Origin of the sequence: Bradyrhizobium sp. LA2.1 (assembly GCF_040547725.1) — a bacterium.
In the GTDB taxonomy this organism is placed as follows: domain Bacteria; phylum Pseudomonadota; class Alphaproteobacteria; order Rhizobiales; family Xanthobacteraceae; genus Bradyrhizobium; species Bradyrhizobium barranii.
The window spans coordinates 24,194-47,268 of the sequence record NZ_JBEPQI010000035.1 but is presented as its reverse complement, the minus strand read 5'-3'; the positions used below and the strand labels follow the sequence as shown (position 1 = coordinate 47,268).

At 65.1% G+C, this 23,075-nt stretch carries 25 protein-coding genes, 1 tRNA gene and 1 pseudogene; 15 read left to right on the top strand and 12 right to left on the bottom strand.

The window, feature by feature from the left end:
• Positions 1–124: 124 nt before the first annotated feature.
• Together ABIB95_RS42115 and ABIB95_RS42110 are read right to left on the bottom strand one after the other, a co-directional pair.
• The gene (locus ABIB95_RS42115; RefSeq protein ID WP_080586664.1) at positions 125–397 is read right to left on the bottom strand and encodes a GlsB/YeaQ/YmgE family stress response membrane protein; all 273 of its coding nucleotides are present in this window, start codon (positions 395–397) and stop codon (positions 125–127) included.
• Between the two features lie 42 nt (positions 398–439).
• A complete protein-coding gene (locus ABIB95_RS42110) occupies positions 440–1,042 on the bottom strand; it encodes a YidB family protein (RefSeq protein ID WP_354248581.1) in 603 nt (200 codons plus the stop codon).
• A 167-nt stretch (positions 1,043–1,209) separates the two neighbouring features.
• On the opposite strand from ABIB95_RS42110, the gene ABIB95_RS42105 reads away from it, so the two are divergent.
• The gene (locus tag ABIB95_RS42105; RefSeq protein WP_354248579.1) at positions 1,210–2,199 is read left to right on the top strand and encodes a 2-dehydropantoate 2-reductase; all 990 of its coding nucleotides are present in this window, start codon (positions 1,210–1,212) and stop codon (positions 2,197–2,199) included.
• Positions 2,200–2,228: 29 nt separating this feature from the next.
• Positions 2,229–2,444, top strand: coding sequence for a hypothetical protein (locus ABIB95_RS42100; RefSeq protein ID WP_354248577.1), 216 nt, complete (start codon positions 2,229–2,231; stop codon positions 2,442–2,444).
• Between the two features lie 86 nt (positions 2,445–2,530).
• On the opposite strand, the gene ABIB95_RS42095 is transcribed toward ABIB95_RS42100, so the two are convergent.
• Positions 2,531–3,166 (bottom strand): hypothetical protein, encoded by a 636-nt coding sequence (locus ABIB95_RS42095; RefSeq protein ID WP_071908441.1) that lies wholly within the window; start codon positions 3,164–3,166, stop codon positions 2,531–2,533.
• Between the two features lie 208 nt (positions 3,167–3,374).
• On the opposite strand from ABIB95_RS42095, the gene ABIB95_RS42090 reads away from it, so the two are divergent.
• From ABIB95_RS42090 to ABIB95_RS42065, 6 genes and pseudogenes are all read left to right on the top strand, one after another.
• A complete protein-coding gene (locus tag ABIB95_RS42090; protein ID WP_354180911.1) occupies positions 3,375–4,403 on the top strand; it encodes an alpha/beta hydrolase in 1,029 nt (342 codons plus the stop codon).
• A 110-nt stretch (positions 4,404–4,513) separates the two neighbouring features.
• Positions 4,514–6,031 (top strand): AMP-binding protein, encoded by a 1,518-nt coding sequence (locus ABIB95_RS42085; RefSeq protein ID WP_354248575.1) that lies wholly within the window; start codon positions 4,514–4,516, stop codon positions 6,029–6,031.
• A gap of 23 nt (positions 6,032–6,054) precedes the next feature.
• Positions 6,055–6,693: an RraA family protein gene (locus ABIB95_RS42080; protein WP_085399166.1), complete on the top strand. Its 639-nt coding sequence runs from the start codon at positions 6,055–6,057 to the stop codon at positions 6,691–6,693.
• A gap of 27 nt (positions 6,694–6,720) precedes the next feature.
• A pseudogene (locus tag ABIB95_RS42075) lies at positions 6,721–7,091 on the top strand (cupin domain-containing protein).
• Positions 7,092–7,196: 105 nt separating this feature from the next.
• Positions 7,197–7,418 (top strand): hypothetical protein, encoded by a 222-nt coding sequence (locus ABIB95_RS42070; protein WP_354248572.1) that lies wholly within the window; start codon positions 7,197–7,199, stop codon positions 7,416–7,418.
• Positions 7,391–8,092: a tripartite tricarboxylate transporter substrate-binding protein gene (locus ABIB95_RS42065; protein ID WP_354248619.1), complete on the top strand. Its 702-nt coding sequence runs from the start codon at positions 7,391–7,393 to the stop codon at positions 8,090–8,092. The genes ABIB95_RS42070 and ABIB95_RS42065 overlap by 28 nt, the downstream gene beginning before the upstream one ends.
• Before the next feature lie 57 nt (positions 8,093–8,149).
• Here ABIB95_RS42065 and ABIB95_RS42060 read toward each other — a convergent pair whose 3' ends face one another.
• Both ABIB95_RS42060 and ABIB95_RS42055 read right to left on the bottom strand, forming a co-directional pair.
• Positions 8,150–8,443 carry a GYD domain-containing protein gene (locus ABIB95_RS42060; RefSeq protein ID WP_135215901.1) on the bottom strand — a complete coding sequence of 98 codons (294 nt, stop codon included), beginning with the start codon at positions 8,441–8,443 and terminating at the stop codon, positions 8,150–8,152.
• Between the two features lie 124 nt (positions 8,444–8,567).
• Positions 8,568–8,921, bottom strand: coding sequence for a VOC family protein (locus tag ABIB95_RS42055; RefSeq protein WP_208083452.1), 354 nt, complete (start codon positions 8,919–8,921; stop codon positions 8,568–8,570).
• A 142-nt stretch (positions 8,922–9,063) separates the two neighbouring features.
• Between ABIB95_RS42055 and ABIB95_RS42050 the strand changes: the two genes are divergently transcribed.
• Positions 9,064–9,140 (top strand) — tRNA-Arg (locus tag ABIB95_RS42050).
• A gap of 231 nt (positions 9,141–9,371) precedes the next feature.
• On the opposite strand, the gene ABIB95_RS42045 is transcribed toward ABIB95_RS42050, so the two are convergent.
• Complete coding sequence (locus ABIB95_RS42045; RefSeq protein ID WP_354248570.1) at positions 9,372–9,851, bottom strand: BA14K family protein; 480 nt, start codon at positions 9,849–9,851, stop codon at positions 9,372–9,374.
• A gap of 370 nt (positions 9,852–10,221) precedes the next feature.
• On the opposite strand from ABIB95_RS42045, the gene ABIB95_RS42040 reads away from it, so the two are divergent.
• Positions 10,222–11,361, top strand: a complete 1,140-nt coding sequence (locus ABIB95_RS42040; protein ID WP_354248568.1) for an amidohydrolase/deacetylase family metallohydrolase — start codon at positions 10,222–10,224, stop codon at positions 11,359–11,361.
• Between the two features lie 36 nt (positions 11,362–11,397).
• Here ABIB95_RS42040 and ABIB95_RS42035 read toward each other — a convergent pair whose 3' ends face one another.
• Positions 11,398–13,008 (bottom strand): ABC transporter substrate-binding protein, encoded by a 1,611-nt coding sequence (locus ABIB95_RS42035; protein ID WP_354118617.1) that lies wholly within the window; start codon positions 13,006–13,008, stop codon positions 11,398–11,400.
• 198 nt (positions 13,009–13,206) lie between these two features.
• On the bottom strand, positions 13,207–13,932 hold the full coding sequence (locus ABIB95_RS42030; protein WP_135215897.1) for an alpha/beta fold hydrolase: 726 nt from the start codon (positions 13,930–13,932) through the stop codon (positions 13,207–13,209).
• Between the two features lie 158 nt (positions 13,933–14,090).
• Between ABIB95_RS42030 and ABIB95_RS42025 the strand changes: the two genes are divergently transcribed.
• Positions 14,091–15,071: a helix-turn-helix domain-containing protein gene (locus ABIB95_RS42025; protein WP_354248565.1), complete on the top strand. Its 981-nt coding sequence runs from the start codon at positions 14,091–14,093 to the stop codon at positions 15,069–15,071.
• Between the two features lie 6 nt (positions 15,072–15,077).
• Here ABIB95_RS42025 and ABIB95_RS42020 read toward each other — a convergent pair whose 3' ends face one another.
• On the bottom strand, positions 15,078–16,223 hold the full coding sequence (locus ABIB95_RS42020; protein WP_354248617.1) for an acyl-CoA dehydrogenase family protein: 1,146 nt from the start codon (positions 16,221–16,223) through the stop codon (positions 15,078–15,080).
• Between the two features lie 128 nt (positions 16,224–16,351).
• On the opposite strand from ABIB95_RS42020, the gene ABIB95_RS42015 reads away from it, so the two are divergent.
• On the top strand, positions 16,352–17,029 hold the full coding sequence (locus ABIB95_RS42015) for an alpha/beta hydrolase family protein (protein ID WP_354248563.1): 678 nt from the start codon (positions 16,352–16,354) through the stop codon (positions 17,027–17,029).
• A 3-nt stretch (positions 17,030–17,032) separates the two neighbouring features.
• On the opposite strand, the gene ABIB95_RS42010 is transcribed toward ABIB95_RS42015, so the two are convergent.
• Positions 17,033–18,007 (bottom strand): ketopantoate reductase family protein, encoded by a 975-nt coding sequence (locus tag ABIB95_RS42010; RefSeq protein ID WP_166353464.1) that lies wholly within the window; start codon positions 18,005–18,007, stop codon positions 17,033–17,035.
• A gap of 159 nt (positions 18,008–18,166) precedes the next feature.
• Between ABIB95_RS42010 and ABIB95_RS42005 the strand changes: the two genes are divergently transcribed.
• A complete protein-coding gene (locus ABIB95_RS42005) occupies positions 18,167–18,964 on the top strand; it encodes an enoyl-CoA hydratase-related protein (RefSeq protein WP_354248561.1) in 798 nt (265 codons plus the stop codon).
• On the opposite strand, the gene ybiA is transcribed toward ABIB95_RS42005, so the two are convergent.
• Positions 18,961–19,536, bottom strand: coding sequence for a riboflavin biosynthesis intermediates N-glycosidase (ybiA, locus tag ABIB95_RS42000; RefSeq protein WP_166074070.1), 576 nt, complete (start codon positions 19,534–19,536; stop codon positions 18,961–18,963). The genes ABIB95_RS42005 and ybiA overlap by 4 nt on opposite strands.
• Positions 19,537–19,576: 40 nt before the next feature.
• Complete coding sequence (locus tag ABIB95_RS41995; protein WP_223153806.1) at positions 19,577–19,825, bottom strand: hypothetical protein; 249 nt, start codon at positions 19,823–19,825, stop codon at positions 19,577–19,579.
• 192 nt (positions 19,826–20,017) lie between these two features.
• Between ABIB95_RS41995 and ABIB95_RS41990 the strand changes: the two genes are divergently transcribed.
• Together ABIB95_RS41990 and ABIB95_RS41985 are read left to right on the top strand one after the other, a co-directional pair.
• A complete protein-coding gene (locus ABIB95_RS41990; protein WP_166074097.1) occupies positions 20,018–21,007 on the top strand; it encodes a TRAP transporter substrate-binding protein in 990 nt (329 codons plus the stop codon).
• Positions 21,008–21,024: 17 nt separating this feature from the next.
• Complete coding sequence (locus ABIB95_RS41985) at positions 21,025–23,061, top strand: methyl-accepting chemotaxis protein (protein ID WP_208067475.1); 2,037 nt, start codon at positions 21,025–21,027, stop codon at positions 23,059–23,061.
• Positions 23,062–23,075 lie beyond the last annotated feature (14 nt).

Here is a 23,075-nt window from a genome sequence, read left to right as displayed (position 1 = left end):
GTCATTGCGAGCGAAACGAAGCAATCCAGAGAGCGTCCGCGCGGACAGTCTGGATTGCTTCGTCGCAAGGGCTCCTCGCAATGACGGAGTGCGAGGGCGGCGTCGTGCCCGACGTCCCGCACCGCTACCCTTTGATCACGCCGCTCGCGACCAGCCGGTGCCAGATGAACAGCACCACCACCGCGCCGATCGTGGCCATGATGAAGCCGGCGCCCTGGTCGGGGCTATAGTGCCCGATCGCCTGTCCGATGAAGGTCGCAAGAAACGCACCGGCGATGCCGAGGATGGTGGTGAGGATAAAGCCGCTCGGGTTGTTCGGTCCCGGCGCCAGCCAGCGCGCGATGAGGCCGGCGATGAAGCCGACGACGATGATCCACAACAGGCCGCCCATGCTCATGTCAGTGCTCCCCTTCCCGAGAACGCGTAGATCAAAGTTCGATTAAAGCCTGCCCGAGAGCTCGTTCTCGGTCGGCAGCCGTCCGTCCGGCGTCAGGTGGTCGATCACCTGTGGCAGATACTGGCTGAGACCGGAGAGCAGTTCCTCGCGCGACAGGCCGCTCTGGGCGGACAGGCTTTGGATCTGGTCGGCGCCGAGGGCGCTGGCGAGATCGCCGGGCGCGATCGCCTTGTTCTCGCCCTTGCCGACCCAGGTGCTCGCGGTCTCGCCGTGGCCACCCTGCTGGAGCTGGTTGAGGAGATCGCCGAGGCCGCCGCTGAGCACGCTGCCGGCCGCGCCGCCCGCGAGCAGGCCGCCGAGGCCACCCTTGAGCAGATCGCTGAGGCCGCCGCTACCACCGGGGCCGCCGGGAAGAGCGCTGCTGCCCGTATTTACAGGCGTCGGAGGCGGCAGCGGCGAGCGCTGCTGCGGCGCCGGCGCAGCGTCGGGCTGGCCTGCCGTCAGATGCTTGAAGGCCTTCCAGGCGATCAGGCCGAGCAGCGCCATGGTCATTGGCGACATGCCGCCGGAGGATTGCTCAGAGCTGGGCGTGCTCGGGCCGCGGGGGCCGTTCTGCATGCCGTTGAGGACGTCGAGTAGACCCATGGTGCTCTCCTTTGGCGTTCTCGTCGGCGAGTTCTCGCCGGTGACAGCCCCCGGGGCAAAAACATATGAGGCTCTCATGACGGTTACAAGGCGAATGCACCGCAACCAATGGGCAGCCGGCGTTGCCTCTGCTATCGAGGGCGGGTCATTCAAGGGAGCAAGGTCAGGTGGTTGCGGATCGACCGATCGTGGTGGCCGGCGCGGGCGCCATCGGCTGTTTCGTCGGAGGCCAGCTGGCGGCCGGAGGGCGCCGCGTGGCGCTGCTGGTGCGGCCGCGGGTCAAAACCGAGATCGAGCGGTTCGGCCTGCGGCTGACCGATTTCGACGGCTCCGAGAATAGGCTCGGCGCGGGCCAGCTCGCGTTGTCGGAGGATCCCGCGATCTTCCACAACGCCGGCATCGTGCTGGTCACGGTGAAGAGCGCCGACACCGCCGATGTCGCGGACCAGATTGCCCAGCACGCGCCGCAGGACGCCGTGATCGTCTCCTTGCAAAACGGCGTCGGCAATGTCGCGGTTCTGCGCGAGCGGCTCGCCGGCATGGTGCCGTTCAACGTGATCGCGATGGGCGAGGGACGCTTCCACCGCTCGACGTCCGGCGACATCCATGTCGGCGCGGATGAGGCGAATACGGCCGCAGCGCTGTCGGTGCCCGGCCTCGCCATGCGCGCAAGCCGCGACATCACCGGCGTGCAATGGGGCAAGCTGATCATCAACTTGAACAATGCGCTCAGCGCGCTGTCCGACATGCCGCTCGCCGCGCAACTGGCGAACCGCGACTGGCGAAAACTGTTCGCCGACCAGATGGCCGAAGGCGTGACTGCGATGAAGGCCGCCGGCATCGCGCCGGTCTCGGCGACGCCGATCCCGCTGAGGTGGACGCCGACCCTGCTGAGGCTGCCCGATGTGATCTTCAATGCGATCCTGGGGCGCACGATGAAGATCGATCCTGAGGCGCGCTCCTCGATGTGGCAGGACCTGAAGCAGGGCCGCAAGACCGAGATCGACTATCTCCAGGGCGCGGTCATCGCGCTCGCCGAGCAGAACAACGTCGACGTGCCGCTGATGCGCCGCATTGTTGCGCTGATCAAGCAGGCCGAGGCGGCAGGCAATGGTCCGCCGCGACTGACGCCGCAGCAGATCCGCGGAGCGGCCTGAGTGCGAGCCGGGCGGCGGGAGGAGCAACGATGACGCGTTGTCTGATGATTGGGCTCGCGCTCGCCGCGCTCTGCGCCGCGTCGACGCTGGCCTACGCAAGGCCGCCAACGGTCGTGAGCTCGCCCGGCTATGACAGGCGGTTGCAGGAGAGTCGCAAGGCGTTAAGTGGCTCGCCGACGACCACAGAGCCCACGAGTGCACCGGTGGTCAAACCGAAGCGCAGCAAGAAGAAGCAGCCGAACTGACGCCACACTCCCGCTGTCGTCTCGGACAAGCGATTCGCTTCGCTGCGCTTGTCCGGGACGACAGCGGAGTTTGCTGCGCGAGGAGCTTACCCCTTCTTCGCCGGCTTGCTTGGCGCCGGGGTGAACAGCTTCTTCAGATCGCTTAAGCTTTCCGATAGCCGCGGCCATTCGCAGGAGAACGAGCCCTTGGTGCAGGGCGCGCCCTTCGGTCGCGGGCTCACGGACTGCTGCACCTTCGGCCGCTCGACCGGGACAGGCACGCGCGCGACCGGGACGGACACGCGCTCGACCTCGGTTCGCAGTGCGACCTGCTGCTGCCGCGCTTGTTCCTGCTGCTCGCGCTGCTGACGCGCGGCGGCTTGAGCGGCTTCATTGCTGCGGCGCTGATTGGCGAGGTAGGAGGTGTAGGATTCGTCGATCTTCTTCTGCTCCTCCGGCGTCGGATTGGGGCCTGCGATGTCGAAGGTACGGTCCTGGAGGAAATCGTAATAGGAATAGCCGCCGCCTGGCTTGCGGCGGCCGGCGAACTTGGCGTTGCAATCGGCAAGCGCAGCCGTCTTCTCGGTCTTGTTCGCGGCCTTCTCGGCGGCGTCGGCGCATTCCTCGAAATCGACGGGCGCGCGCTTCCACCATTGGGCGTGGGCATGCACCGGCGTCAGCAGAAAAAATCCTGCTGCGGCAACGACAAGCGCCGCACGACGCGATGCAACTACGTCCGACATTCTACGAGAGCATTCCTTGCAAAACTCAACCCGAACTGAGTCGGGTCCGATTTTTGCCCCTTTATCGCCGGCTTGTCACCCGTGGAACTCGGGAATTTCATGACTGCAATGCTGACATTTTTTGCTTGACGTGGCGCGGGAGTCACAGCCGCGCGGCACATGATCGGCTTAGACTTTATTGGTTTGAATTCGAAGGGGAATATCCGTCATGAGAGCGTTGGCCCGTCTCGCCGCAATCACATTGGCGTTCATTTCCAGCCATGCGTTCGCAGCGGACGAGGAAGCGCCCAACCGCAAGCCGGTGAGGGCGATCGCCGACGCGCGGCTCTCGGTCGGCGGCCAGGGAATGCTGCCGCTCTATCTCTCCAGCGACTGGTCGCTGCCGCTGCCGGCGATCTCGCGCGCCATCATCGTGCTGCACGGACGCCTGCGCAATGCCGACGAGTATTACATGTCGGCCCATACTGCGCAGGTTGCGGCGGGCGATGACGGCAAGAGCGCGCTGATGATCGTCCCGCAGTTCCTGGCGGAGATCGACATCGACGCGCACAGGCTGCCCGCGGATACGCTGCGCTGGTCGCTGGAGGGATGGGAGGGCGGCGACGCTGCGCTGGCGCCGAATCCGGTATCATCCTTCGATGCGCTCGATGCGATCCTCGTAAAACTCTCGGACCGGCGCATCTTTCCGAATCTGAAGCAGGTCGTCGTCGCCGGCCATTCCGGCGGTGGCCAGGTCGCGCAACGCTATGCCATCGCCGGCAAAGGCGAGGCGGCGCTGTCGCGCCAGCATATCGATGTCCGCTACGTCGTCGCCAATCCCTCCTCCTACGCTTATTTCAGCAACACGCGGCCCGTGCCGGCGATCGCCGCATCCTGCCCGGGCTACAACAACTGGAAATACGGCATGGACGGGCGTCCGCCCTATCTTGCGAACGCAACGCCGGTCGCGCTGGAGCAGCGCTATGTCGAGCGCGAGGTGATCTATCTGCTCGGCACGCTCGACACCAATCCGAAGCATCCCGCGCTGGACAAGAGCTGCATGGCCGAGGCGCAAGGTCCCACGCGCTACGCCCGCGGCCACGCCTATGCGGATGCGATGGCCAAGCGCGACCGCGGCACGCCCAATCACCGGGTCTGGGACGTCGCCGGGGTCGGCCACGACGGCGACAAGATGCTGACCTCGAAATGCGGCCTCGCGGCGCTGTTCGATATTCCGGGCTGCGGGGCCGAGCGCTGATGCGGACGTCTTGAAGCCAGATCCCTTGAAGGCTTGGCTCCGGCTGTTACACTTCGTCTCGCGACGCCTCATCCTGAGACGACGCCAAGAAGACGAAGTGGAAACACCTGATGCTGCTGCCCCTGTCCGACGTGCCTCGCTGGTACGCTCAACGCAAACCGCAAGGCACGATCGCCGTCCGCCACGGGCAGGATACGCTGACATGGGACGAGCTCGAACGCGGCGCCAATCGGCGCGCGCGAGCGTTCATGGCCAAGGGCGTCAAGCCCGGCGACTTTGTCGCAATCGGCTTGCCTAACGGCAACGCGTTCTTCGAGACCTCGTTTGCGGTCTGGAAGTGCGGAGCGACGCCGACGTCACTGTCGTGGCGGCTGCCGCGCGGCGAAGCCGCCGCGGTGCTCGACATCCTGAAGCCCGCGCTGGTGGTCGGCGGCGAGGCCGACTGGAACGCGCCGAACCGCCTGCCGGCGGATTTCGTGCCGGAAGGTTTTTCGGACGAGCCGCTCGATCCGCCGGTGGCTCGCTACTGGAAAGCCATGACCAGCGGCGGCTCGACCGGCCGGCCGAAAGTGATCCTCGATCATCAGCCGGCCGTGACCGACACCGTCGCCGCGCCGCCGCTCAACATTCCATTCGGGGTTTCGCTGCTCAATCCCGGTCCGCTCTATCACAACGCCCCGTTCATCGTGTCGCACTACGCGCTCTTCACCGGCGGCCAGCTCACCGGCCTCGTCAAGTTCGACGCCGAGGAGGCGCTGCGGCAGATCGCGCGCGAGCGCGTGCAATGGGTCAATTTCGTGCCGACCATGATGCACCGGATCTGGGCGCTGCCGGAGAGCGTGCGCAACTCTTACGACGTGTCGAGCCTCCAGACGGTGTTTCACATGGCAGCTCCGATGCCGCCCTGGCTGAAGGAGAACTGGATCGCCTGGCTCGGGCCTCAGCGGGTCTGGGAGCTCTATGGCGGCACCGAGCGGCAGGGCTCGTGCATCATTTCAGGCACGGAATGGCTGACCCACAAGGGTTCGGTCGGCAAGATCGGTGAGATGGCGCGCTTGCGCATCGTCGGCGAGGACGGCAACGACGTCGCGCCCGGCGAGACCGGCGAGATCTATTTCCTCAACAATGACGGCAAGGACGCCACCTATCACTATCTCGGCGCCGAGCCGAAGCGCCGCGCGGACGGCTGGGAGTCGCTCGGCGACATCGGCCGGCTGGACGCCGAAGGCTATCTCTATCTCGGCGACCGTCTCGCCGACATGGTGCTGCGCGGCGGCGCCAACATCTATCCAGCGGAGGTCGAGGCCGCGGTCTCTGAGAGCCCTGGCGTGCGCTCCTGCGTCGTCGTGGGATTGCCCGATCCCGAATTGGGCCAGCGCGTGCATGCCATCGTCGAGCCCGAACCTGGCGCGGATGGTCAGGCCATCGCCGACGGCATGGCGGACTTCTTGAAGGACAGGCTGAGCCGCTACAAGCACCCTGAGAGTTTCGAGATCGTCAGCGCGCCACCGCGCGATGATTCCGGAAAAGTTCGCCGCACCCTGTTGCGCGACGAGCGCGCGGCGTGGATGAAGGAAGGGCGCGCCTTCCGGATTCGGCCGGCGAAGGCGCTGGCGCACGCCGAATAAGAAGAATGCAGAAGGATTGAGACATGACGATCACCATCGCAGCGAACAGCGTGCCGAAGCCGCCGGCCGAGATCATCGAGGGCTTTCGCGGCGCGCCGACCTCGGTCATTTCAGACAATCTCGCCCGGCTGCCGGGCGCGGTCGGGCTGAAACCCTATCATCGCGGTGGCAAGCTGGTAGGGACGGCCTTCACCGTGCGCACCCGCCCCGGCGACAATCTCGCCATCCACCGCGCACTTGAACTGGTCGGTCCCGGCGACGTCATCGTGGTCGACGGCGGTGGCGACGAGACCCGCGCGCTGGTCGGCGAGATCATGAAGAACATCGCGCAGTGGCGCAAAGCCGAGGGCTATGTCATCGACGGCGCGATCCGCGATGTCGCCGCCTTCGCGGCTGACGACTTTCCCTGCTACGCCCGCGCGGTGATCCATCGCGGCCCCTACAAGAACGGCCCCGGCGAGATCAACGTGCCTGTTACGATCGGCGGCAGCGTCATCTCGCCCGGCGACATCGTCGTCGGCGATGAGGACGGCGTGGTGTCGTTCCCCGCCGCCGGAGCCGCGGCGCTGCTGGAAGCTGTCCGCGCCCAGGTCGCGCGTGAGGAGGAGACCATGAAGGCGATCCGCGAGGGCCGCTACCAGGGCTCCTATGGCAAATCCTGATCGGATCAGAATGAAGGGGAGGGCGGCGTGAGCCAGAAGGAAGAGTTTCACAACATTGACGATCCCAGCGACGGGCTGTTTCGCGAGCTCGCGGCGGGGGTCACCACGCGCATCTTCTCCGGCGAGCAGGCGATGCGTCGGTGGTGACGCTGGCCCCGCATGCGCAGGGCACGCTGCATCATCATCCCGAGGAGCAATGGGGCGTGCTGCTCGACGGCTCCGCCATCCGCGTCCAGGGCGATGAGGAAATTCCGGTAAAGAAGGGCGATTTCTGGCGCACGCCCGGCAACGTCCCGCAGACCATGCGCGCCGGCCCCGATGGGGCCCGCGTGCTGGACATTTTCAGTCCACCACGGCCAGAATACAAAAAAGCGGGGTCGGGCTTCGGCACGACCTAAGCGCCAAAGAGCAAAAGCCAGGCGCAAAACCAAAGGGGAGGGGACCATGACGATCACACGACGCACGCTGCTGGCAGCACCGCTATTCTCGCAATCGCGCCAGCGGTGGCGCAGGCCGGCAAGATCACGCTGGTCGTGCCGTTTCCGCCGGGCGGATCGACCGACGCGATGGCGCGGCTGTTGCAGGCCAATCTGCAGACAAAGCTCAACCGCATCGTCGTGGTCGAGAACAAGTCGGGCGCCGCCGGCGCGCTCGGCGCGGCGCAGTCGCCAAGAGCCCGGCGGACGGCTCGACGTTCCTGGTCACCTTCGATTCCCACGCGGTGATCCCGTCCATCCTCGACAAGCCGCCGGTCGATGTCGAGCGCGAGCTGATGCCGGTGCTGCTGGTCGGTACGGCGCCTTACGTGATCGCCGCGGGCGCCGGCCGTCCCTACAAGAGCTTTGCCGACGTGGTCGCCGCCTGCAAGGCGACGCCCGGCGCGGTGAAATATGCCTCCGTCGGCATCGGCACGCTCGGCCATCTCGCCATGACGGTGCTTGGCACCAAGGCCGGCGTCGAGATCATGCACGTGCCCTATCGCGGCGGCGGCCCGGCGATGAACGACGTGCTCGGCGGCCATGTCGATCTGATCGCGGGATCGGCGGCGCTGGTCTCGGCCCAACTCGGCACCAACATGTTGCGGCCGATCCTGCAACTCGGCCGCGAGCGCCTTCCGGCGTTGCCGGATACGCCGACCGCGATCGAGGCGGGCTTTCCGGATTTCGAGACGCTCGCCTGGTGGGGCATCTTCGCGCCCGCGGGCACGCCTCCGGATGTCGTCGCGGCCATGGCGACGGCGTCCAGGGAGATCCTGAGCGAGCCCGCGACCGCCACCCAGCTCAAGGAGACCCAGCAGATGACGCTGCTGCTCCAGGACGGCGCCGCCTTCAAGACCTTCTTCGACAAGCAGGTCGCCTATTGGGGCAAGGTGGTGCGCGAGAACAATATCAGGGCATGAGAGGCCTATTCCCGGGATTGCCATCCCGGGTCCAGTGCGCTCGCGCGGGCTTGAGCGTCAGAGCATCTTGCCGACGATCTTTGTCATATCTGCCGCCGAAAACGCGCGCAGCGTTTCGGTGCGGACATTGCCAAGTGCGCTGAGACTAAGGCTGAGCGACATCGCGGCAGCCTCATCTGGAGCCTCGAGAACGGTTACAACGTCATATCGTCCCTGCGTCCAGACGATTTCTTTCACGGTCACGCCGAACGTTTTGGCCATCTCCTTGAAGGCGTCGGCCCGCTTCGGCGAGTCCTTGACGTTGCGGACTCCCTGATCAGTGAAGTTCGCCAGCACGACATAGGTTACCATGGTCGTCCTCCCTGGTTAGAACCCAGATCCAATTCTCGCTTGAGGCAACCGCGCCGAGCTTGCCACGGCGGCTGAGACAGCGCTACTTGCGCGTTGCGAACGTCAGCGGATGTGACTTATGCGGTCAGGACAACGGTCGCGCGAAACTGAGCTCATGGCCGTCGGGGTCGGTGAGATGGAAGTAGCGCTCACCCCATTCCGCATTGCGCGGCGTGGTCGACGGCTGCCATCCGGCGGCGCGTGCGCGCTCGTAGGTCCCGTCGACATCGGCGACGTAGAAGATGATGCGGCCCCACCAGGACCAGCGCTTGTCGTCCGGCTGCGCCGTCAGGTTGAGATAGCCGGTGCCAGCGCGAAAGCTGGTGAATGCAGCGGCTTCGCCGCCATACAGGAGCTCAAACCCCAGCGAACGGTAGAAGTGCACGGCGCGCCCCATGTCATGCGTGCCGAGCGTGATGGCGCTGATGCTTTCGATCACGTGAGCTGCTCCGCCGAGAGGGGCCTGGAAGCGATTGTATAGCCGCCCCGTTCAGGTTGACGATGGTCTGGCCCGCCTGACGGCTGGCGAACCGCATTTTGCTCTGCTATGACGGGATCGAACCCGTACCAGCGGGTTCCGCGGTCCCGTAGCTCAGCCGGATAGAGCGGCGGTTTCCTAAACCGTAGGTCGCATGTTCGAGTCATGCCGGGATCGCCAGCTTTTCGATGGCTTAGCTTGATGCCGCCAGGGGCGGAGCGTGGTGGTTTCGTAACGCCACGCATCATGAGCTGATTGTTCAGCAGCCTCCCAACGACATTCGTCTCGCCCATATTGCTCTGGGGCGACCGGCAACAGCAACGCGCCGGCAATTCGGGCCGTGCGTCGTCAGCGATCTCAGGGACTCCCGAAGTGCCGGCGAGCACGGCTCGAAGACATCACCCCATCGAGCTATGGGCAGGGGTGTCGCTTGCCATCGTAGCCGAGATACGTTCCCGAAGCCGGGTCGTACGAGCGATATTTTTGTTCGCAATAGGACGAGCCATCAGCAGAGTCGTCGTAATCGCCGTAGAAGCCGTCGTCGTAGCCGCCATAGTAAGGCCAGCCCGAATAGGCGCCCAATGCGTAGGCGCCGCCAAGGCCAAGACCCCCGCCGTAAGCCCATGCGTGGCGGTAGCGATGCCGGAACCCGGCATGATGGAATTGACCGCCATGGAAGCCGCCGGCGGCCCGGAAGTGACCAACTCCGCCGTGGAAGCCTCCGCCGCCTCCGAAGTGCCCACCACCGTGAAATCCGCCGCCGCCTCCGAAATGTCCGCCACCGCCCCCATGTCCACCGCCCCCATGTCCGCCGCCGCGCGCAGAGGCGGCCGCTCCCGGCGCCAAGGTTGCGCAAAGAGCGATCACGCCAAGCAATTTCAGTCGTTCCATCGTTTTTTCTCCAGCTACATGATGTCGGCCACGTCTCGACCTTTGCCGGACACTCATTGGCCCGAGACCTGCCGACGACTCCATGTTTGCCGGATGCGCGCTCGCCGTCTTTTCAATAGGCCGCGGATGTTTCAGCTTCGCACGTGAAGCCGGAATCCGAGCGAACGGGCCGCTGATGGTGTTGAGCTGAGAGCGGTTTCGTAAGTTTCATAGGTTGAAAGCTCGAGTCGTCCCGGGATCGCCATTTTGTCATGGGCAATCGTCGCTGTTTGCTACGCTCGTCGGCGCAAAATTTGCTAGAAGCGAAAGACGTCCTTCCTGGCCTTGCCGACGTGCCGGCCACGCCTCGCTACCCCATCCGGAGACAACAATGCCTTTCGACTTGATCCTGCGCGGCGGCCGTGTGGTCGACCCGTCCCAGAAGCTCGATGCCGTGACCGATGTCGCCTTTGCGGGCGGCAAGGTCGTCGCCATCGGCACCGGGCTCAAGGCCGATCCGGGCACCGATGTGCGCGACGTCTCGCAGTTCATCGTGACGCCGGGGCTGATCGATCTGCACACCCATGTCTATTGGGGCGGCACCTCGCTCGGCATCGATGCCGAGGAATTCTGCCGCCTCTCCGGCGTCACCACGGCGGTCGATACCGGCAGCGCCGGTCCCGGCAATTTCGCGGGCTTCCGCAAACATGTGATCGAGCCGAGCCAGGTCCGCATTCTCGCCTATCTGCACGTCTCGCATGCCGGCATCTTCGGCTTCTCGCACCGGATCATGGTCGGGGAGAGCGAGGAGTTGCGGCTGATGAATCCGATCGAGGCGGCCAAGGTGGCCGATGCCAATCGCGATCTCATCGTCGGCATCAAGGTGCGCGTGGGGCTGCACTCTTCGGGCACGTCAGGGATCGTGCCGCTCGACATTGCGCTCGAGGTCGCGAACGAGGTCGGCATGCCCCTGATGGCGCATATCGACCATCCGCCGCCGAGTTACGAGGAGGTGCTGGGCCGCCTGCGTCCGGGCGACGTGCTGACCCATGCGTTCCGCCCCTTCCCCAACACGCCGGCGACCGCGCAAGGCACAGTGAAGAGGGCGGTGCTGGACGCGCGCGAGCGCGGCGTGCTGTTCGATATCGGCCACGGCAAGGGCTCGTTCGCCTTCAAGACCGCGCGCGCGATGCTCGCCAACGGCTTCTATCCCGACACCATCTCTTCCGACATCCATCAGCTCTGCATCGACGGCCCGGCCTTCGACCAGGTCACGACCATGTCGAAATTCCTGTGCATGGGCATGGAGCTGTCGGACGTGATCGCGGCCTCGACGGAGAATGCCGCGATGGCACTGCGGCGTCCCGAGCTCGGCAGCCTCAAGCCCGGTAGCGTCGGCGACGCCACGCTTGTTACGGTCAGGCAGGGCCAGTTCGACTATGAGGACGTCGTCGGCGAGCACCTGATCGGCGATCGCAAGATCGTCTCCGAGGGCGTCGTGATCGGCGGCCGCTGGTGGCATCCGAATTAGGGCTTTGCCTCTTCCCGTGAGAACGGGGAGAGGAAGCTACTCGTTCTTGTCCACATTCCAGAACATCGGCGTCGCCGGGCCGTCGATCACGCCGGTGAGCGATTTGCGCCAGGCGCTCGGCGCCTGGAACTGGCCGAGCGGGACGTAGATCACCTGGTCGTAGGCTTCCTTCTGCACCTCAAGCGCGATCTTCTTGCGCTCCTCGGGCGAGGTCGCGCGGGCAAAGGAATCTCGCAACTCCTCGAGCTTGGGGTCCTCGGACCAGCCGTACCAGCCGCCACTCGTGCCCTTGCCGACCATCGGGACGTTGACCAGCGGGTTCAAGGAGTCGGCGGCGCCCTGGTAGGTAAAGAACATGTTCCAGCCACCTTCCTTCGGCGGCTTCTGGATTGCCCGGCGGGTGACCACGGTCTGCCAGTCCATGGCCTGCAGATCGACCTTGAAGCCGGCGTCGCGCAACAGCTGTGCGACCACGACCGGCTGCGCCTTCAGCAGGATCTGATCGGTCGGCGCCAGGATCACCACGGGCGTGCCGTCATAACCGGCCTCGGCCAACGCCTTCCTGGCGTCCGCCATGCCGTTGCCCTTGATCAGAGTCTCGCCGCCGGCGTCGCTGGCGAGCGGCGTGTCGCAGATGAAGAACGCGCCGCACAGCTTGTAGTATTTGGGATTGCCAATTTGCGCGTCGAGCACGTCCTTCTGGTTGATCGCCAGCATCGCGGCGCGGCGGATCTTCACATTGTCGAATGGCGGATGCAGAAAATTCATCCGGCCGAACGACTGGAAGCCGAACTTGTTCAGGATGGATACGTTGATGTCCGGATTGGACTCGAGGGCGGGCAGCATGTCGAACGGCGGCGTCTCGACGAAATCGACATCGCCTGACTGCAGCGCGTTGAGCGCGGTCTGCGCGTCCGGCATCGTGATCCACTCGACCCGGTCGACCTTGGCCACCTTGCCGCCCGAGGTCCATTCGGCCGGCTCCTTGCGCGGCACATAGTCGGTGTTCTTTTCGTAGACGGCCTTTACGCCGGGCTGGAATTCGGCCGCGACGAATTTGAACGGGCCGGAGCCGATCTGCTCGGGAATCTGCTTGGTGATCGGGGTCTCCGCAAGCCGCTTGGGCATCATGAAGGCGCAGACCGACGATGGCTTGGCGATCGTCTCCAGCACCAGGCCATAGGGCTCCTTCAGCTTGAAGACGATTGTTTTGGCGTCCGCGGCTTCGATACCGGCCGTGAAGTCCATCAGCTTGCGCGCCATGCCGTCGACGCTCGTACCCCAGCGCTTCAGGGAGGCCACGCAATCCTCGGCCGTCACCGGTGCACCGTCATGCCACTTCAGGCCGTCGCGCAAGGTGAAGGTGTAGGTCAGCTTGTCCGCGGACACCGTCCAGTCGGCCATCTGCGGCTGCACCTTGAAGCTGGAATCGATGCCGAGCAGCGTATCGTAGACCATGTAGCCATGGTCGCGGGTGATGATGGCTGTCGTGAAGCCAGGGTCGGTGACGCGAAGGTCCGATTGCATCACCGCGCTCAGGGTCTTCTTTCCGGTCGCGGCAGATACAACCGAGGTCCAGGCCAGAGGAAGTGCCGATGGCGCAACAGCCGCAAGCTGAAGCAGTTTCCGTCGCGAGACGTGAACCATTCGCTTCTCCTGACTTGACGCAAAACGAAACCAGATGGCGGTTGCCGAACACGGGCAGCGTATGGCGGGGAGCCACACGTGACAAGCAGGGGTTGCTTCTACCGATCTGGATTCGTCAGCGGACAAGCAAGGGCTGTGCCGCCGAAGCCGGCGGTAGGAGCAATCGTCGAAAGTCGTCGCGCTCTTGACGGACGCAGCTCAGTCGCGCCCCGCCTCCATGATCGCCTTGGCCAGCCGCGCCGGATCGGAGAAGCACAGCTCGTGGCTTCCCGGCACCTGCACCAGACGGAACAGGCCGAGCTTCTCCGAGAGCCGCGGATGCCAGGGATGGCTGTGCGGCATCGCGACGTCCTCGGTGCAGTTGATGTAGGACTTTGCCAGCGGCATCTCCGCCGGATTGGTCTTGAGCGCGATCTTGTCAGTGAAAGTCGCGAACGGATGCGGGTTGAGCACGTCATAGGCGCGCTGCGCGGTCTCGAGATCGGCATCGTTGATGAAGGCTTCGCGCCAGATCGGGAAGGGCAACACCACAGAGCTGTCGCCGCGTTCGGCCGCGATGGCATCGAACAGCCCGATAAAGTGCGGCGGCACCATGTCGTTGAGGCATTCGCCGTTGTTGGGCACGAAGGCATTCCAATACACCAGGCGGCGAATGCGCTCGGGCGCGAGGTCGGCGACGCCGGTGATGATCATGCCGCCATATGAATGGCCGAGCAGGACGATGTCCTTCAGATTGTTTTCGGCGAGATAGTCGGCGATCGACTGGATCGCGTCCTTCAGCCCGGTCGTCTTGGCATCGCCGGGGCGATTGCCCTTGATTGTCGGCGTATAGACCTTGTGGCCAGCGGCGCGGATCGGGGCCGCGACGGGTTCGAACTCGGCACCGGTGTGCCAGGCGCCATGGACGAGAACGTAGGTCGACATGTTGTAGCTGCTCCCGAGGGTGTGGTTAGATCGGCATGACGTGGGTCCTTTGCGGCGCTCGCGAGGCGCGGCGGACAATTCTTGTTGTGCGAAGTGTGAACCGGCCGGCCATTTTCCGCTTGGCTGGCGCTGAACCGGATTGGTCTCGGAGCGAACTGATGGAGCAGGTCAACCCCGTAAGCCGGCCGCGGCACGTCATCTGGAACACCGCAGTGACCCCGCCGGACGAGCAGTTTTCCTATTACCGCGAGGCGATCTGCCAGGCATTCATGAACCTGACGCCGGAATCGGCGACGACGTCGCGCTTCCCGGCCAAGGTGGAGACGATCGGGCTCGGCGCCGGCGCAATCAACCGGGTGATGTTTCCCGAGCATACCGTCAATCGTTCGCGTGCCGATATCGCGGCATCGCGCGAGAGCTGCTTCTATCTCAACTTCAAGCTGGCCGGCCGCTGCCGCATGCTCCAGGGCGACAGCGAGGTCAGCCTGTCCCGCGGCCAGGTCGGCATCGTCGACAGCGACCGCGAGGTGACGCTGCTGCACGATCGCGGTCCGATGCTGGAGGTCGCTTCGTTCTGGGTGCCATCGCGCGCCTTACGCGACCGGCTGCCGCCGTCGTTCGATTTCAGGGCCGAGCGCGTCTCCGACGATCCCCATGTCGGTCACCTCATCGTCGAGACCGCGCGCTCCCTGAACGCCGGCGCATTGCGGATGGCGGAAGAGGACAGCATTCGGCTGTTCGACGTGCTGCTCGATCTCGTTGCGCTCAGCCTGTCGCGCCGTTCGCGGACGCAGGCGGCGGAAGCCGCAAGCTTTGCGCACGCGACCGTGCTGGCGCTGCGCCGCGCCATTCACGAGCGGCTGCGCGAGCCTGGGTTGACGGTGGCGGCGGTCGCCGGCTCCGTCGGCATCAGCGAGCGCTATGTCCACAAGCTGTTCGAACGCTCCGGCACGACATTTTCGGACTACGTGATCGATCGTCGTCTCGTGGGCGCGGCGGCCGACCTGAAGGATCCGGCATCGGGCGGCCGCGCGATCGGCGCCATCGCGTTCGACTGGGGTTTCTCGGATCTCTCCCACTTCGCGCGGCGCTTCAAGCAGCGCTTCGGCTGCCGCCCACGCGATTGGCGTGCGCGATAAACAGAGCTACAGCGACCTCGCGATCAGCAGCTTCATGATCTCGTTGGTGCCGCCATAGATCTTCTGGATGCGGGAATCGATGAAGATGCGGGAGATCGGGTATTCCTGCATGTAACCGTAGCCGCCGAACAACTGGAGGCATTCGTCTGCGGTCTGGACCTGCTTGTCCGAGCACCAGTATTTCGCCATCGACGCCGTGACGGTGTCGAGGTCCTTGGCGACGAGCCGCTCGATGCACCAGTCGACGAAGACGCGCGCAATCATCGCTTCGGTCTTGCGCTCGGCGAGCGTGAAGGCGGTGTTCTGGAAGTCCATCAGCGGCTTGCCGAACGCCTTCCGCTCCTTGGTGTACTCGGTGGTGAGCTTGACCGCGCGCTCCATCGAGGCGACCGCGCCAACCGCAAGCGCGAGGCGCTCCTGCGGCAATTGCTGCATCAGCTGGACAAAACCCTGGCCTTCCTCCTTGCCGAGCAGGTTTTCCGGCGGCACCGTGACGTTGTCGAAGAACAGTTCTGACGTGTCGGAGGCATGCAGGCCGATCTTGTCGAGGTTGCGCCCGCGCTTGTAGCCGTCCGCGCCTGATGTCTCGACCACGATCAGCGAAATGCCCTTGGCACCCACATCGCCGGTGCGCGCGACCACGACGACGAGATCGGCAGCCTGGCCGTTGGTAATAAAAGTCTTCTGGCCGTTGATGACGTAGGAATTGCCCTGCTTCTTCGCGGTGGTCTTGACGGCCTGCAGGTCCGAGCCGGTGCCGGGCTCGGTCATGGCGATGGCACCGACCATCTCGCCGGAAGCCATCTTCGGCAGCCAGCGCTTCCTCTGCTCCTCCGAGCCGTAATTGAGGATGTAGTGCGCGACGATGGCGCTGTGCACGGAGACGCCGGTGGTCAGCTCCGGCACCGTGCTTTCGAGATCGTCGAGCACGGCGGCGTCATAGGCGAAAGTGGCGCCGAGGCCGCCATATTCCTCCGGCACGCTCGCCAGCAGCGCGCCCATCTCGCCGAGCCCGCGCCAGGCGAAGCGGTCGACCATCTTTTGCTCGCGCCATTTCTCGGCATGCGGCGCCAGATCCTTGGCCAGATATTTCCGGAACTGGTCGCGGAAGATTTCGAGCTCTTCGGTCATCCAGGAGGAGCGGTAGGACATGGTCACCTCGGTCAATGCGGCTTTCCGGCCTTGGTAGGCTGGTCGGCGGCGGCAATTATTGTGTTTTCAGGCTGCGCCGGTGACGCTACCAAGGCGGCCGGAAAACGCGTCTGTCGGGATGGCTGATTGTGGCGACCAAAACTCAAGAGCTCAAGCTCGACATCGCGCGCATCGGCACGGTCTCGGCGATCCTGACGCAGCCGGACAATGCGCGCGCCTGCTACGTCCTTGCGCACGGCGCCGGTACCGACATGCGGCATGCATCGATGGACAAGATTGCGGAGGGCCTCGCCGGTCGAGGCATTGCGACGCTTCGCTTCAATTTCCCCTACATGGAGAAGAGGCTGGGACGTCCCGATCAGCCTGCGGTCGCGCATGCCGCCATCCGTGCGGCCGTCGAGGAGGCAGCGCGGCTGTGCCCCGGGCTGAAGCTTGTCGCCGGCGGAAAATCCTTCGGCGGGCGCATGACCTCGCAGGCGCAGTCCAAGGCGCCGCTACCTGACGTCAAAGGGCTCGCCTTCCTCGGCTTTCCCCTGCACGCCGACAAGAAGCCGTCCACGGAGCGCGCCGAGCACCTGGCCCATGTCGAGATCCCGATGCTGTTCCTGCAAGGCACGCGCGACGGGCTTGCCGATCTCGGCCTCCTCAAGCCCGTGATTGCGCAGCTCGGCCCGAAGGCGACGCTGCACGAGGTCGCCGGCGGCGATCATTCCTTCGCGGTGCTGAAGAAGTCCGGCCGGACGAATGAACAGGCCCTCACAGAGGTGCTCGATACGCTCGCGGCCTGGATCGACGGGCTCGCTTAAGGCTCAAGCGGAATAAAGCCCCTTGTCCCGCGCCTTCTGGATCGCGAGCGCGGCGATCAGGTCGAGCGTCGGCGTCGACAGGCCGGCGGTGCGGGCGAAGGCGGCGGGCGCCTTCACCAGCACGTCGATCTCCATGGCGCGGCCGAGCTCGTAATCCTGGAGCAGCGACGGCTTGTGGTTGGGGGCGGGGCCGCTGCGCGTCACGCGCTTGACCTCGGGGATGAAGTGCTGCGCGATGTCGTTGGCCTCGTTCAGCATGCGCGGAATGACCTCGGCAAAGGCCGGGTCGTCACGCACGCCGCGCGCGGTCTGGCCGGTGAGCAGGCACAGTACCGACAGTGACATGTTGGTCAGGAGCTTTGACCAGATCGCCTCGCGGATCTCCGCCACCGGCGGCGATTCCAGCCGTGCATCGTTGAGAACGCCGCGAAGCCTGGTGATGCGCTCGCAATTGCGGTCGTCGCATTCGCCGATCAGCAGGCGGTTGCGGTCCGGCGTCAGGTTCTGCACCACACCGGGCGCGGTCACCTCGTTGGAGGAAAAGACGACGCCGCCGACGATCCGCTCTTTCGGGATGCATGCGCGCAAGCGCCCGCCGGGGTCGAGGAAGGAAATGTCGGGCGGCGTCGGATGCCGCGGCGGCAGGCCGATGCCGTACCACCAGGGAATACCGTTCTGCGCAAAGACGATCGCGGTGTCGTCCTGGAGCAGCGGTTTTATGCTGGCGACCAGCCCCGTCAGCGCGGTCGCCTTGAGTGTGCTGATCACGACGTCCTGCGGGCCGAGCTGGGCCGCATCGCCGGAGGCGTTCACCTTGGCGGTGACCTCGGAATCGCCGACGCGCAGCTTCAGGCCATTGGCGCGGACCGCCTCCAGATGGGCGCCGCGCATCACGCACGAGACCTCGTGGCCGGCGCGGGCCAGCCTGACCGCAATATGGCTGCCGACGGCGCCCGCGCCGAAAATGCAGATGCGCATGGTGTGATGTCCCGTCCCTGATCCCTTGATGTCGCCCGGCAGCAGCATGACACAACCCGCCATGCGATGGACGCGGCTGCCCTACGCCGGAAAGATATGGATCGGGATGAGTTGCCTCAGCCATAGTGGGCGGCAAACAAGATGCCCGGAGGATCGCCGATGACTGCCAACCCCGTCCTGTGGACCCTCGATGAGCGTGGGGTTGCGACCGTCACGTTGAACCGGCCTGAAGTGAACAATGCCTATGACGGCGCATTGATCGCAGGCGTGCTCGCGGCCATGGACGATCTCGGCGGGAAGTCCAGCCTTCGCGTCGTCGTGCTCCGGGGCAATGGCAAGCATTTCCAGGCCGGCGCCGACCTCAAATGGATCAACGGCGTACGGCCGCAATCGCCTGAGGCGAACGAGGCGGCGTCGCGGGCGACCTTCGAGGCCGTGCAGCGGCTCAATACCTTGCCAATCCCGACCGTCGCGCTGGTGCAGGGCGGTTGTTTTGGCGGCGGCACCGGCGTGATTGCCGCCTGCGACGTCGTGATCGCGGCGGACAATGCGCTGTTCTCGATCACGGAGGTGCGCTGGGGCCTGACCGCCGCGATCATCATTCCGCAGCTTTGCGATGCCATTAGTGTACGGCAAGTCCGCCGTTACGCGCTGACAGGCGAACGCTTCGGCGCCGAAGACGCCCGCCGCATCGGCCTCGTCCACGAGGTCGTCCCGCTCGCCGAGCTGGAGGCTGCCGGCGCCAAGGTGGTCGAGCAGCTCCTTGCCAACGGACCGGAGGCGATGGCCGAGACCAAGCGGCTCGCGCTGGAGAGCTCGTTCGGCGGGATGGCCGTGGACGATGCCGCGTACAAGCGGCTCGTGCGCCTGCATTCGGTCAAGCGCCAGAGCGCCGAGGCGGCGGAGGGCCTGGCGTCGTTCGCGGAGAAGCGAGCGGCGAATTGGGGTAGCGGCTAGGGGAAAGGGGGGCTCGCCAACCGTTTTGATCTCAGCAAGTGGCGAACTTTCATGAGCGCAAAACCCAGCAGATTCAGTCCGCGCCATTTGTGAGGCTCTCTTGCCCGCTTGTCGTCGGCAGCAAGACCGATGCCCCAAATCCTGTCGACAGGGCTGGCCTCCACAAGCACCGCATCGCCCGTCGCCAGCAGCCAGTCTTCAAGCTCGGCGTTTTGGCCGAACTTCGCAAAATTGCCGCGTACCGCCGTCTCGAAGCGATGTGCAATCCAATGCTCTTCATCAAAGCCGCGCACGGCCCGGCCAAGGCTCTTCGCCTCAGAGGGGCTGGACGAAGACAGAATGGCAGCGAGAGTCTCTTGATCCCCGAACAGCTCGGCCTTCCGGACCATCATGTAGTGTTCGGCGGTCGCGTATGTCCGAGCGTCAACGGAGAACGTTGCCGGCCACCACTGGCTGAGCACGTGCTTATCGATCCTTTGATCCTTTGGGGTATTCCCCCAAAACAGCAGAAATTCGGGAGCCCACCCGGAGTCGGTTGCGCTCTTCAGGGCCCCAACGTCCTCAATTTGCATCGACGTTCCCTTCCGTCACTTCGGTGACAAGTTGCACCGTTCAGCAGCCGCGGCAGATGTTGTTGATGCTGCGATAGACGGCATCGTCGTCCTGCCGCATCTGGCGCATCGATTCGAGCGTCTTGCTTTCCGCGCGCGGCTCCGGCTTGCGCTTGGCGGCCAGCGCGGCTTCCTGACGTTGGTAACACGCTTCGCGCTCCGCCTTGGCCTGGATGAACCGGCATTGCGCGACCTCGGCGCGGGCCGGGGCCGTACCGCCCATGATGCCGATCGCGATGGCGGCAGCCATTTGTATTCTTGATCCCATCGTCATTCCCTCGAACCACTCATTATCCCACAGCAATCCGATACCATCTGCATCTGTCCCAAATCTCGTCGGCGGCGGTTCGAAGCGAATCTCCGTAATTCCGCGGGGCCTTCCTTAAGGGTTCAATCATTCCCCGCCATTAGGGTTACGACAATTGTCACGCCATGGTGTCGAATGCACAGACAAGTTTTGGGACTTTGGAAAGCCGGATCGATCGTCGCCGCGGCGGCAGGGCTGCTGGTTTTGCAACCGGCTGCCGCTTCACCGCGATTGATCTCTCTGGCATTCAATTCCCAGCTGGGGAGCCCGCAGCAAATCGGAGCCGATGAGTTTCGCCAGAAGCTGGTGGCATCGGCCGGCAGGCGCATCGTGATCGACGAGCGTGCCACCAACGCGCTCGGCAGCGAGAACGCCATCCTGGCGGCGACCCGGGCCGGCTCGGTCGATATGGCGGTGCTGTCGGGGTCTGTGGTCAGTTCGGTCGTCCCCGAACTTGGCGTGTTCGACATTCCCTTCCTGTTCCGCGACACAGCCCACGCGAAGGCCGTGGCGCAAGGTCCGGCCGGCGCGGCGATCGCCACCAGATTCGCCGACAAGGGGCTGACGCTGCTGGCGATCGGCCGACAGGGATTTCGCAACGTCACGAACTCCAAACGGCCGGTTCGCTCGCCCGAGGATATCAAAGGGCTCAAGATTCGCGTCATTCCGAACGAGATCTACCAGATGACGTTCAAGGCGCTCGGCGCCGAAGTGGTCCCGATGGAATTTCCGCTGGTCTACACCGCGCTGAAGGACGGCCGGCTCGATGGGCAGGAAAATCCGGTGCCGACCATCGCCGGCTCCCGGCTCTACGAAGTCCAGAAATACCTCACGCTGACCGGTCACTTCTTCGCGCCGATCGCATTCGTCGCCAACCGTGCCATGTTCGAACAGCTTCCGCCGGCCGATCAGGCCATGCTGATCGCGCTGGCGAAGGAGGGAGCGGAGGCGACCTGGCAGGCGAAGCTCGATGCCGCATCGCTAGAGCAAGTGCGTAGTGGCGGCATGGACGTCATCGAGACATTCGATCGCCAGCCGTTCGTCGACGCGGTCAAGCCGCTCGATCAGGAATTCGAGAAGCGGTTTGGCAAGGATCTGCTCGCCGCCATCCGCTCCACCCGTTGAAGAATTTCGGATTTGCCATGAAATTATCGCACATTATGTCCCGCGTCGGCGTTCGTCCGCGCGTGTTTGGCGGCTTCGCGCTGGTTCTCAGCTTTCTGGTCCTGCTCGCGGGCTTCGCCATCGTCCAGGTCGAGCGGATCGGCGGAACGGTCAATGAGCTCGTGACCAGCGCTGCCGGCGACGCCGGCATGTCACAGGCGCGGGCCGCGCTTCTGGAGGCGAACTCGGCGGTCGAGAAATTCATCCGAACCTGGAATGTCGGCGACAAGGATGCCGCGGCCAAGGCGATCGACGGCGTCGGCAAGCTGGCCGATCAGGTCGACCGGCAGTTCGGCAAGCTGCAAGCGATCGCGGAAGGCATCGGCCCGGTCAAGACCGCGCTGGAAACCTATCGCTCGTCGTTCACCGCGGCAGCGGAGGCGGCGGATCGGCTGCGCGCCGCGACCACGAAGACTGACGCGCAGGGTGCAGCCGCCGGCCTCAATGTCAGCGGCATCCAGGTTGCGCTCGCCAACCGGTCCGAGGACGCGGAACGGCTGGTCAACCCGATGCGTCTGGCCGGCGTCGTTGACGCACTGCGGATCACCGTGATGCGCTATGGCTCCACTTTGTCGACGGGCGATGCCGACGACGCCAAGCAGGCGTTGTCCTACGCCCAGCTGGCGATCGCGGACACCGAGGCTGAGCTGGCGGGGGCGAACGACGCCAAACTGAAGGCGCTGGTCGCCGCGCTCAAGACCGCGATCACTGCCGACGCGGCCGCGCTGGACGAGGTCATCAAAGTGGCCGCCGATCTGCGCGCCAGGCAGGCCGAATTGAAGAAGGCCAGCGCGGCAATCGACGACCACGTCAACAAGATCAACGCGAAGCTCGGCACCGTGCGCGCCGAGCAGGGCGACAAGACCGCGGCAGCGGTCGATCAGACCAAGCAGACCGTCATCGCGACCGCGGCCGGCGCGCTGCTGCTGGGAGCCGTGCTGGCGTGGTTGATCGGCGCCAGCGTGTCCGGTCCGATTCGCAGCATGACCGACCGGATGCAATCGCTGGCGGCGGGCGAGCTCGATGAGCCGATCCCCGGCGGCGACTCGCGCGACGAAATCGGCCGCATGGCGCGCGCCGTCGAGGTGTTCCGCGAAAACGCGCTGGCGGTTCGCCGCATGGAAGGCGAGGCGACGGCCCAGCGCGAAGCCAGCGAGGCTGACCGCGCCCGCATGATGTCGGATCTTGCTGGCCGCTTCGAGCAGGGCATGCAGGGAGTCATTTCCGGTGTCGGCGGCCGTGCCGACGACATGGGGCGCAGCGCCGAGGAGTTGGCAAAGGTCGCCGAACGCGGACGCGGGCTCGCCGAAGCGGTCGCGACCCGCGCCGAGCAGGCATCGATGAATGTGCAGACCGTCGCCTCGGCCACCCAGCAACTCGCGGCCTCGATCCGTGAAATCTCGAGCCAGGTGCACCGCTCCGTCGCGGTCTCGAACAGGGCGACCGACGAGACCAACCGCACCTCAGAATTGATGCATGGGCTGTCGGATGCGGCTGAGAAGATCGGCACCATCATTCAGCTGATTCAGGCCATCGCCAGCCAGACCAATTTGCTGGCGCTGAATGCGACCATCGAAGCGGCGCGCGCCGGCGACGCCGGACGAGGCTTCGCGATCGTCGCCAGCGAGGTCAAGAGTCTCGCCACCCAGACGGCGCAGGCGACCGAGCAGATCGCCAGCCAGATCGCGACGATCCAGAGTGCGACCGGCCAATCGGTTCAGGCGATCAAGCAATTCGGCTCCACCGTCAAGGAAATGGCCGACATCGCCACGGCGATTGCCGCGGCCGTCGAAGAGCAGGGCGCGGCCACGGGCGAAATCGCGCGCAACGTCGAGGAGGCGGCCAACGGTACCACGGCGGTGACGCAGGAAATCGGTCAGGTGCGCGCCGTGGCGGGCGAGACCGACGCCGGCGCCGAAGCCGCCCTGACGGTCGCAGCCGCCCTGAAGCAGCAGGCGGATTCGATGAGGTCGAACGTCGACGATTTCCTCCACACCATCCGCTCGGCAGCCTGAACCCCGGAGAAGCC

What these genes read in the sequence shown, in the direction of transcription:
- ABIB95_RS41995 (WP_223153806.1), bottom strand. Translation starts at nt 19,825, where the DNA reads ATGGCTGCCGCCATCGCGATCGGCATCATGGGCGGTACGGCCCCGGCC.
- ABIB95_RS42080 (WP_085399166.1), top strand. Translation starts at nt 6,055, where the DNA reads ATGACGATCACCATCGCAGCGAACAGCGTGCCGAAGCCGCCGGCCGAG.
- ABIB95_RS42030 (WP_135215897.1), bottom strand. Translation starts at nt 13,932, where the DNA reads ATGTCGACCTACGTTCTCGTCCATGGCGCCTGGCACACCGGTGCCGAG.
- ABIB95_RS42115 (WP_080586664.1), bottom strand. Translation starts at nt 397, where the DNA reads ATGAGCATGGGCGGCCTGTTGTGGATCATCGTCGTCGGCTTCATCGCC.
- ABIB95_RS42045 (WP_354248570.1), bottom strand. Translation starts at nt 9,851, where the DNA reads ATGGAACGACTGAAATTGCTTGGCGTGATCGCTCTTTGCGCAACCTTG.
- ABIB95_RS42090 (WP_354180911.1), top strand. Translation starts at nt 3,375, where the DNA reads ATGAGAGCGTTGGCCCGTCTCGCCGCAATCACATTGGCGTTCATTTCC.
- ABIB95_RS42010 (WP_166353464.1), bottom strand. Translation starts at nt 18,007, where the DNA reads ATGCGCATCTGCATTTTCGGCGCGGGCGCCGTCGGCAGCCATATTGCG.
- ABIB95_RS42060 (WP_135215901.1), bottom strand. Translation starts at nt 8,443, where the DNA reads ATGGTAACCTATGTCGTGCTGGCGAACTTCACTGATCAGGGAGTCCGC.
- ybiA (WP_166074070.1), bottom strand. Translation starts at nt 19,536, where the DNA reads ATGCAAATTGAGGACGTTGGGGCCCTGAAGAGCGCAACCGACTCCGGG.
- ABIB95_RS42035 (WP_354118617.1), bottom strand. Translation starts at nt 13,008, where the DNA reads ATGGTTCACGTCTCGCGACGGAAACTGCTTCAGCTTGCGGCTGTTGCG.
- ABIB95_RS42110 (WP_354248581.1), bottom strand. Translation starts at nt 1,042, where the DNA reads ATGGGTCTACTCGACGTCCTCAACGGCATGCAGAACGGCCCCCGCGGC.
- ABIB95_RS42040 (WP_354248568.1), top strand. Translation starts at nt 10,222, where the DNA reads ATGCCTTTCGACTTGATCCTGCGCGGCGGCCGTGTGGTCGACCCGTCC.
- ABIB95_RS41990 (WP_166074097.1), top strand. Translation starts at nt 20,018, where the DNA reads ATGCACAGACAAGTTTTGGGACTTTGGAAAGCCGGATCGATCGTCGCC.
- ABIB95_RS42005 (WP_354248561.1), top strand. Translation starts at nt 18,167, where the DNA reads ATGACTGCCAACCCCGTCCTGTGGACCCTCGATGAGCGTGGGGTTGCG.
- ABIB95_RS41985 (WP_208067475.1), top strand. Translation starts at nt 21,025, where the DNA reads ATGAAATTATCGCACATTATGTCCCGCGTCGGCGTTCGTCCGCGCGTG.
- ABIB95_RS42025 (WP_354248565.1), top strand. Translation starts at nt 14,091, where the DNA reads ATGGAGCAGGTCAACCCCGTAAGCCGGCCGCGGCACGTCATCTGGAAC.
- ABIB95_RS42020 (WP_354248617.1), bottom strand. Translation starts at nt 16,223, where the DNA reads ATGTCCTACCGCTCCTCCTGGATGACCGAAGAGCTCGAAATCTTCCGC.
- ABIB95_RS42085 (WP_354248575.1), top strand. Translation starts at nt 4,514, where the DNA reads ATGCTGCTGCCCCTGTCCGACGTGCCTCGCTGGTACGCTCAACGCAAA.
- ABIB95_RS42100 (WP_354248577.1), top strand. Translation starts at nt 2,229, where the DNA reads ATGACGCGTTGTCTGATGATTGGGCTCGCGCTCGCCGCGCTCTGCGCC.
- ABIB95_RS42095 (WP_071908441.1), bottom strand. Translation starts at nt 3,166, where the DNA reads ATGTCGGACGTAGTTGCATCGCGTCGTGCGGCGCTTGTCGTTGCCGCA.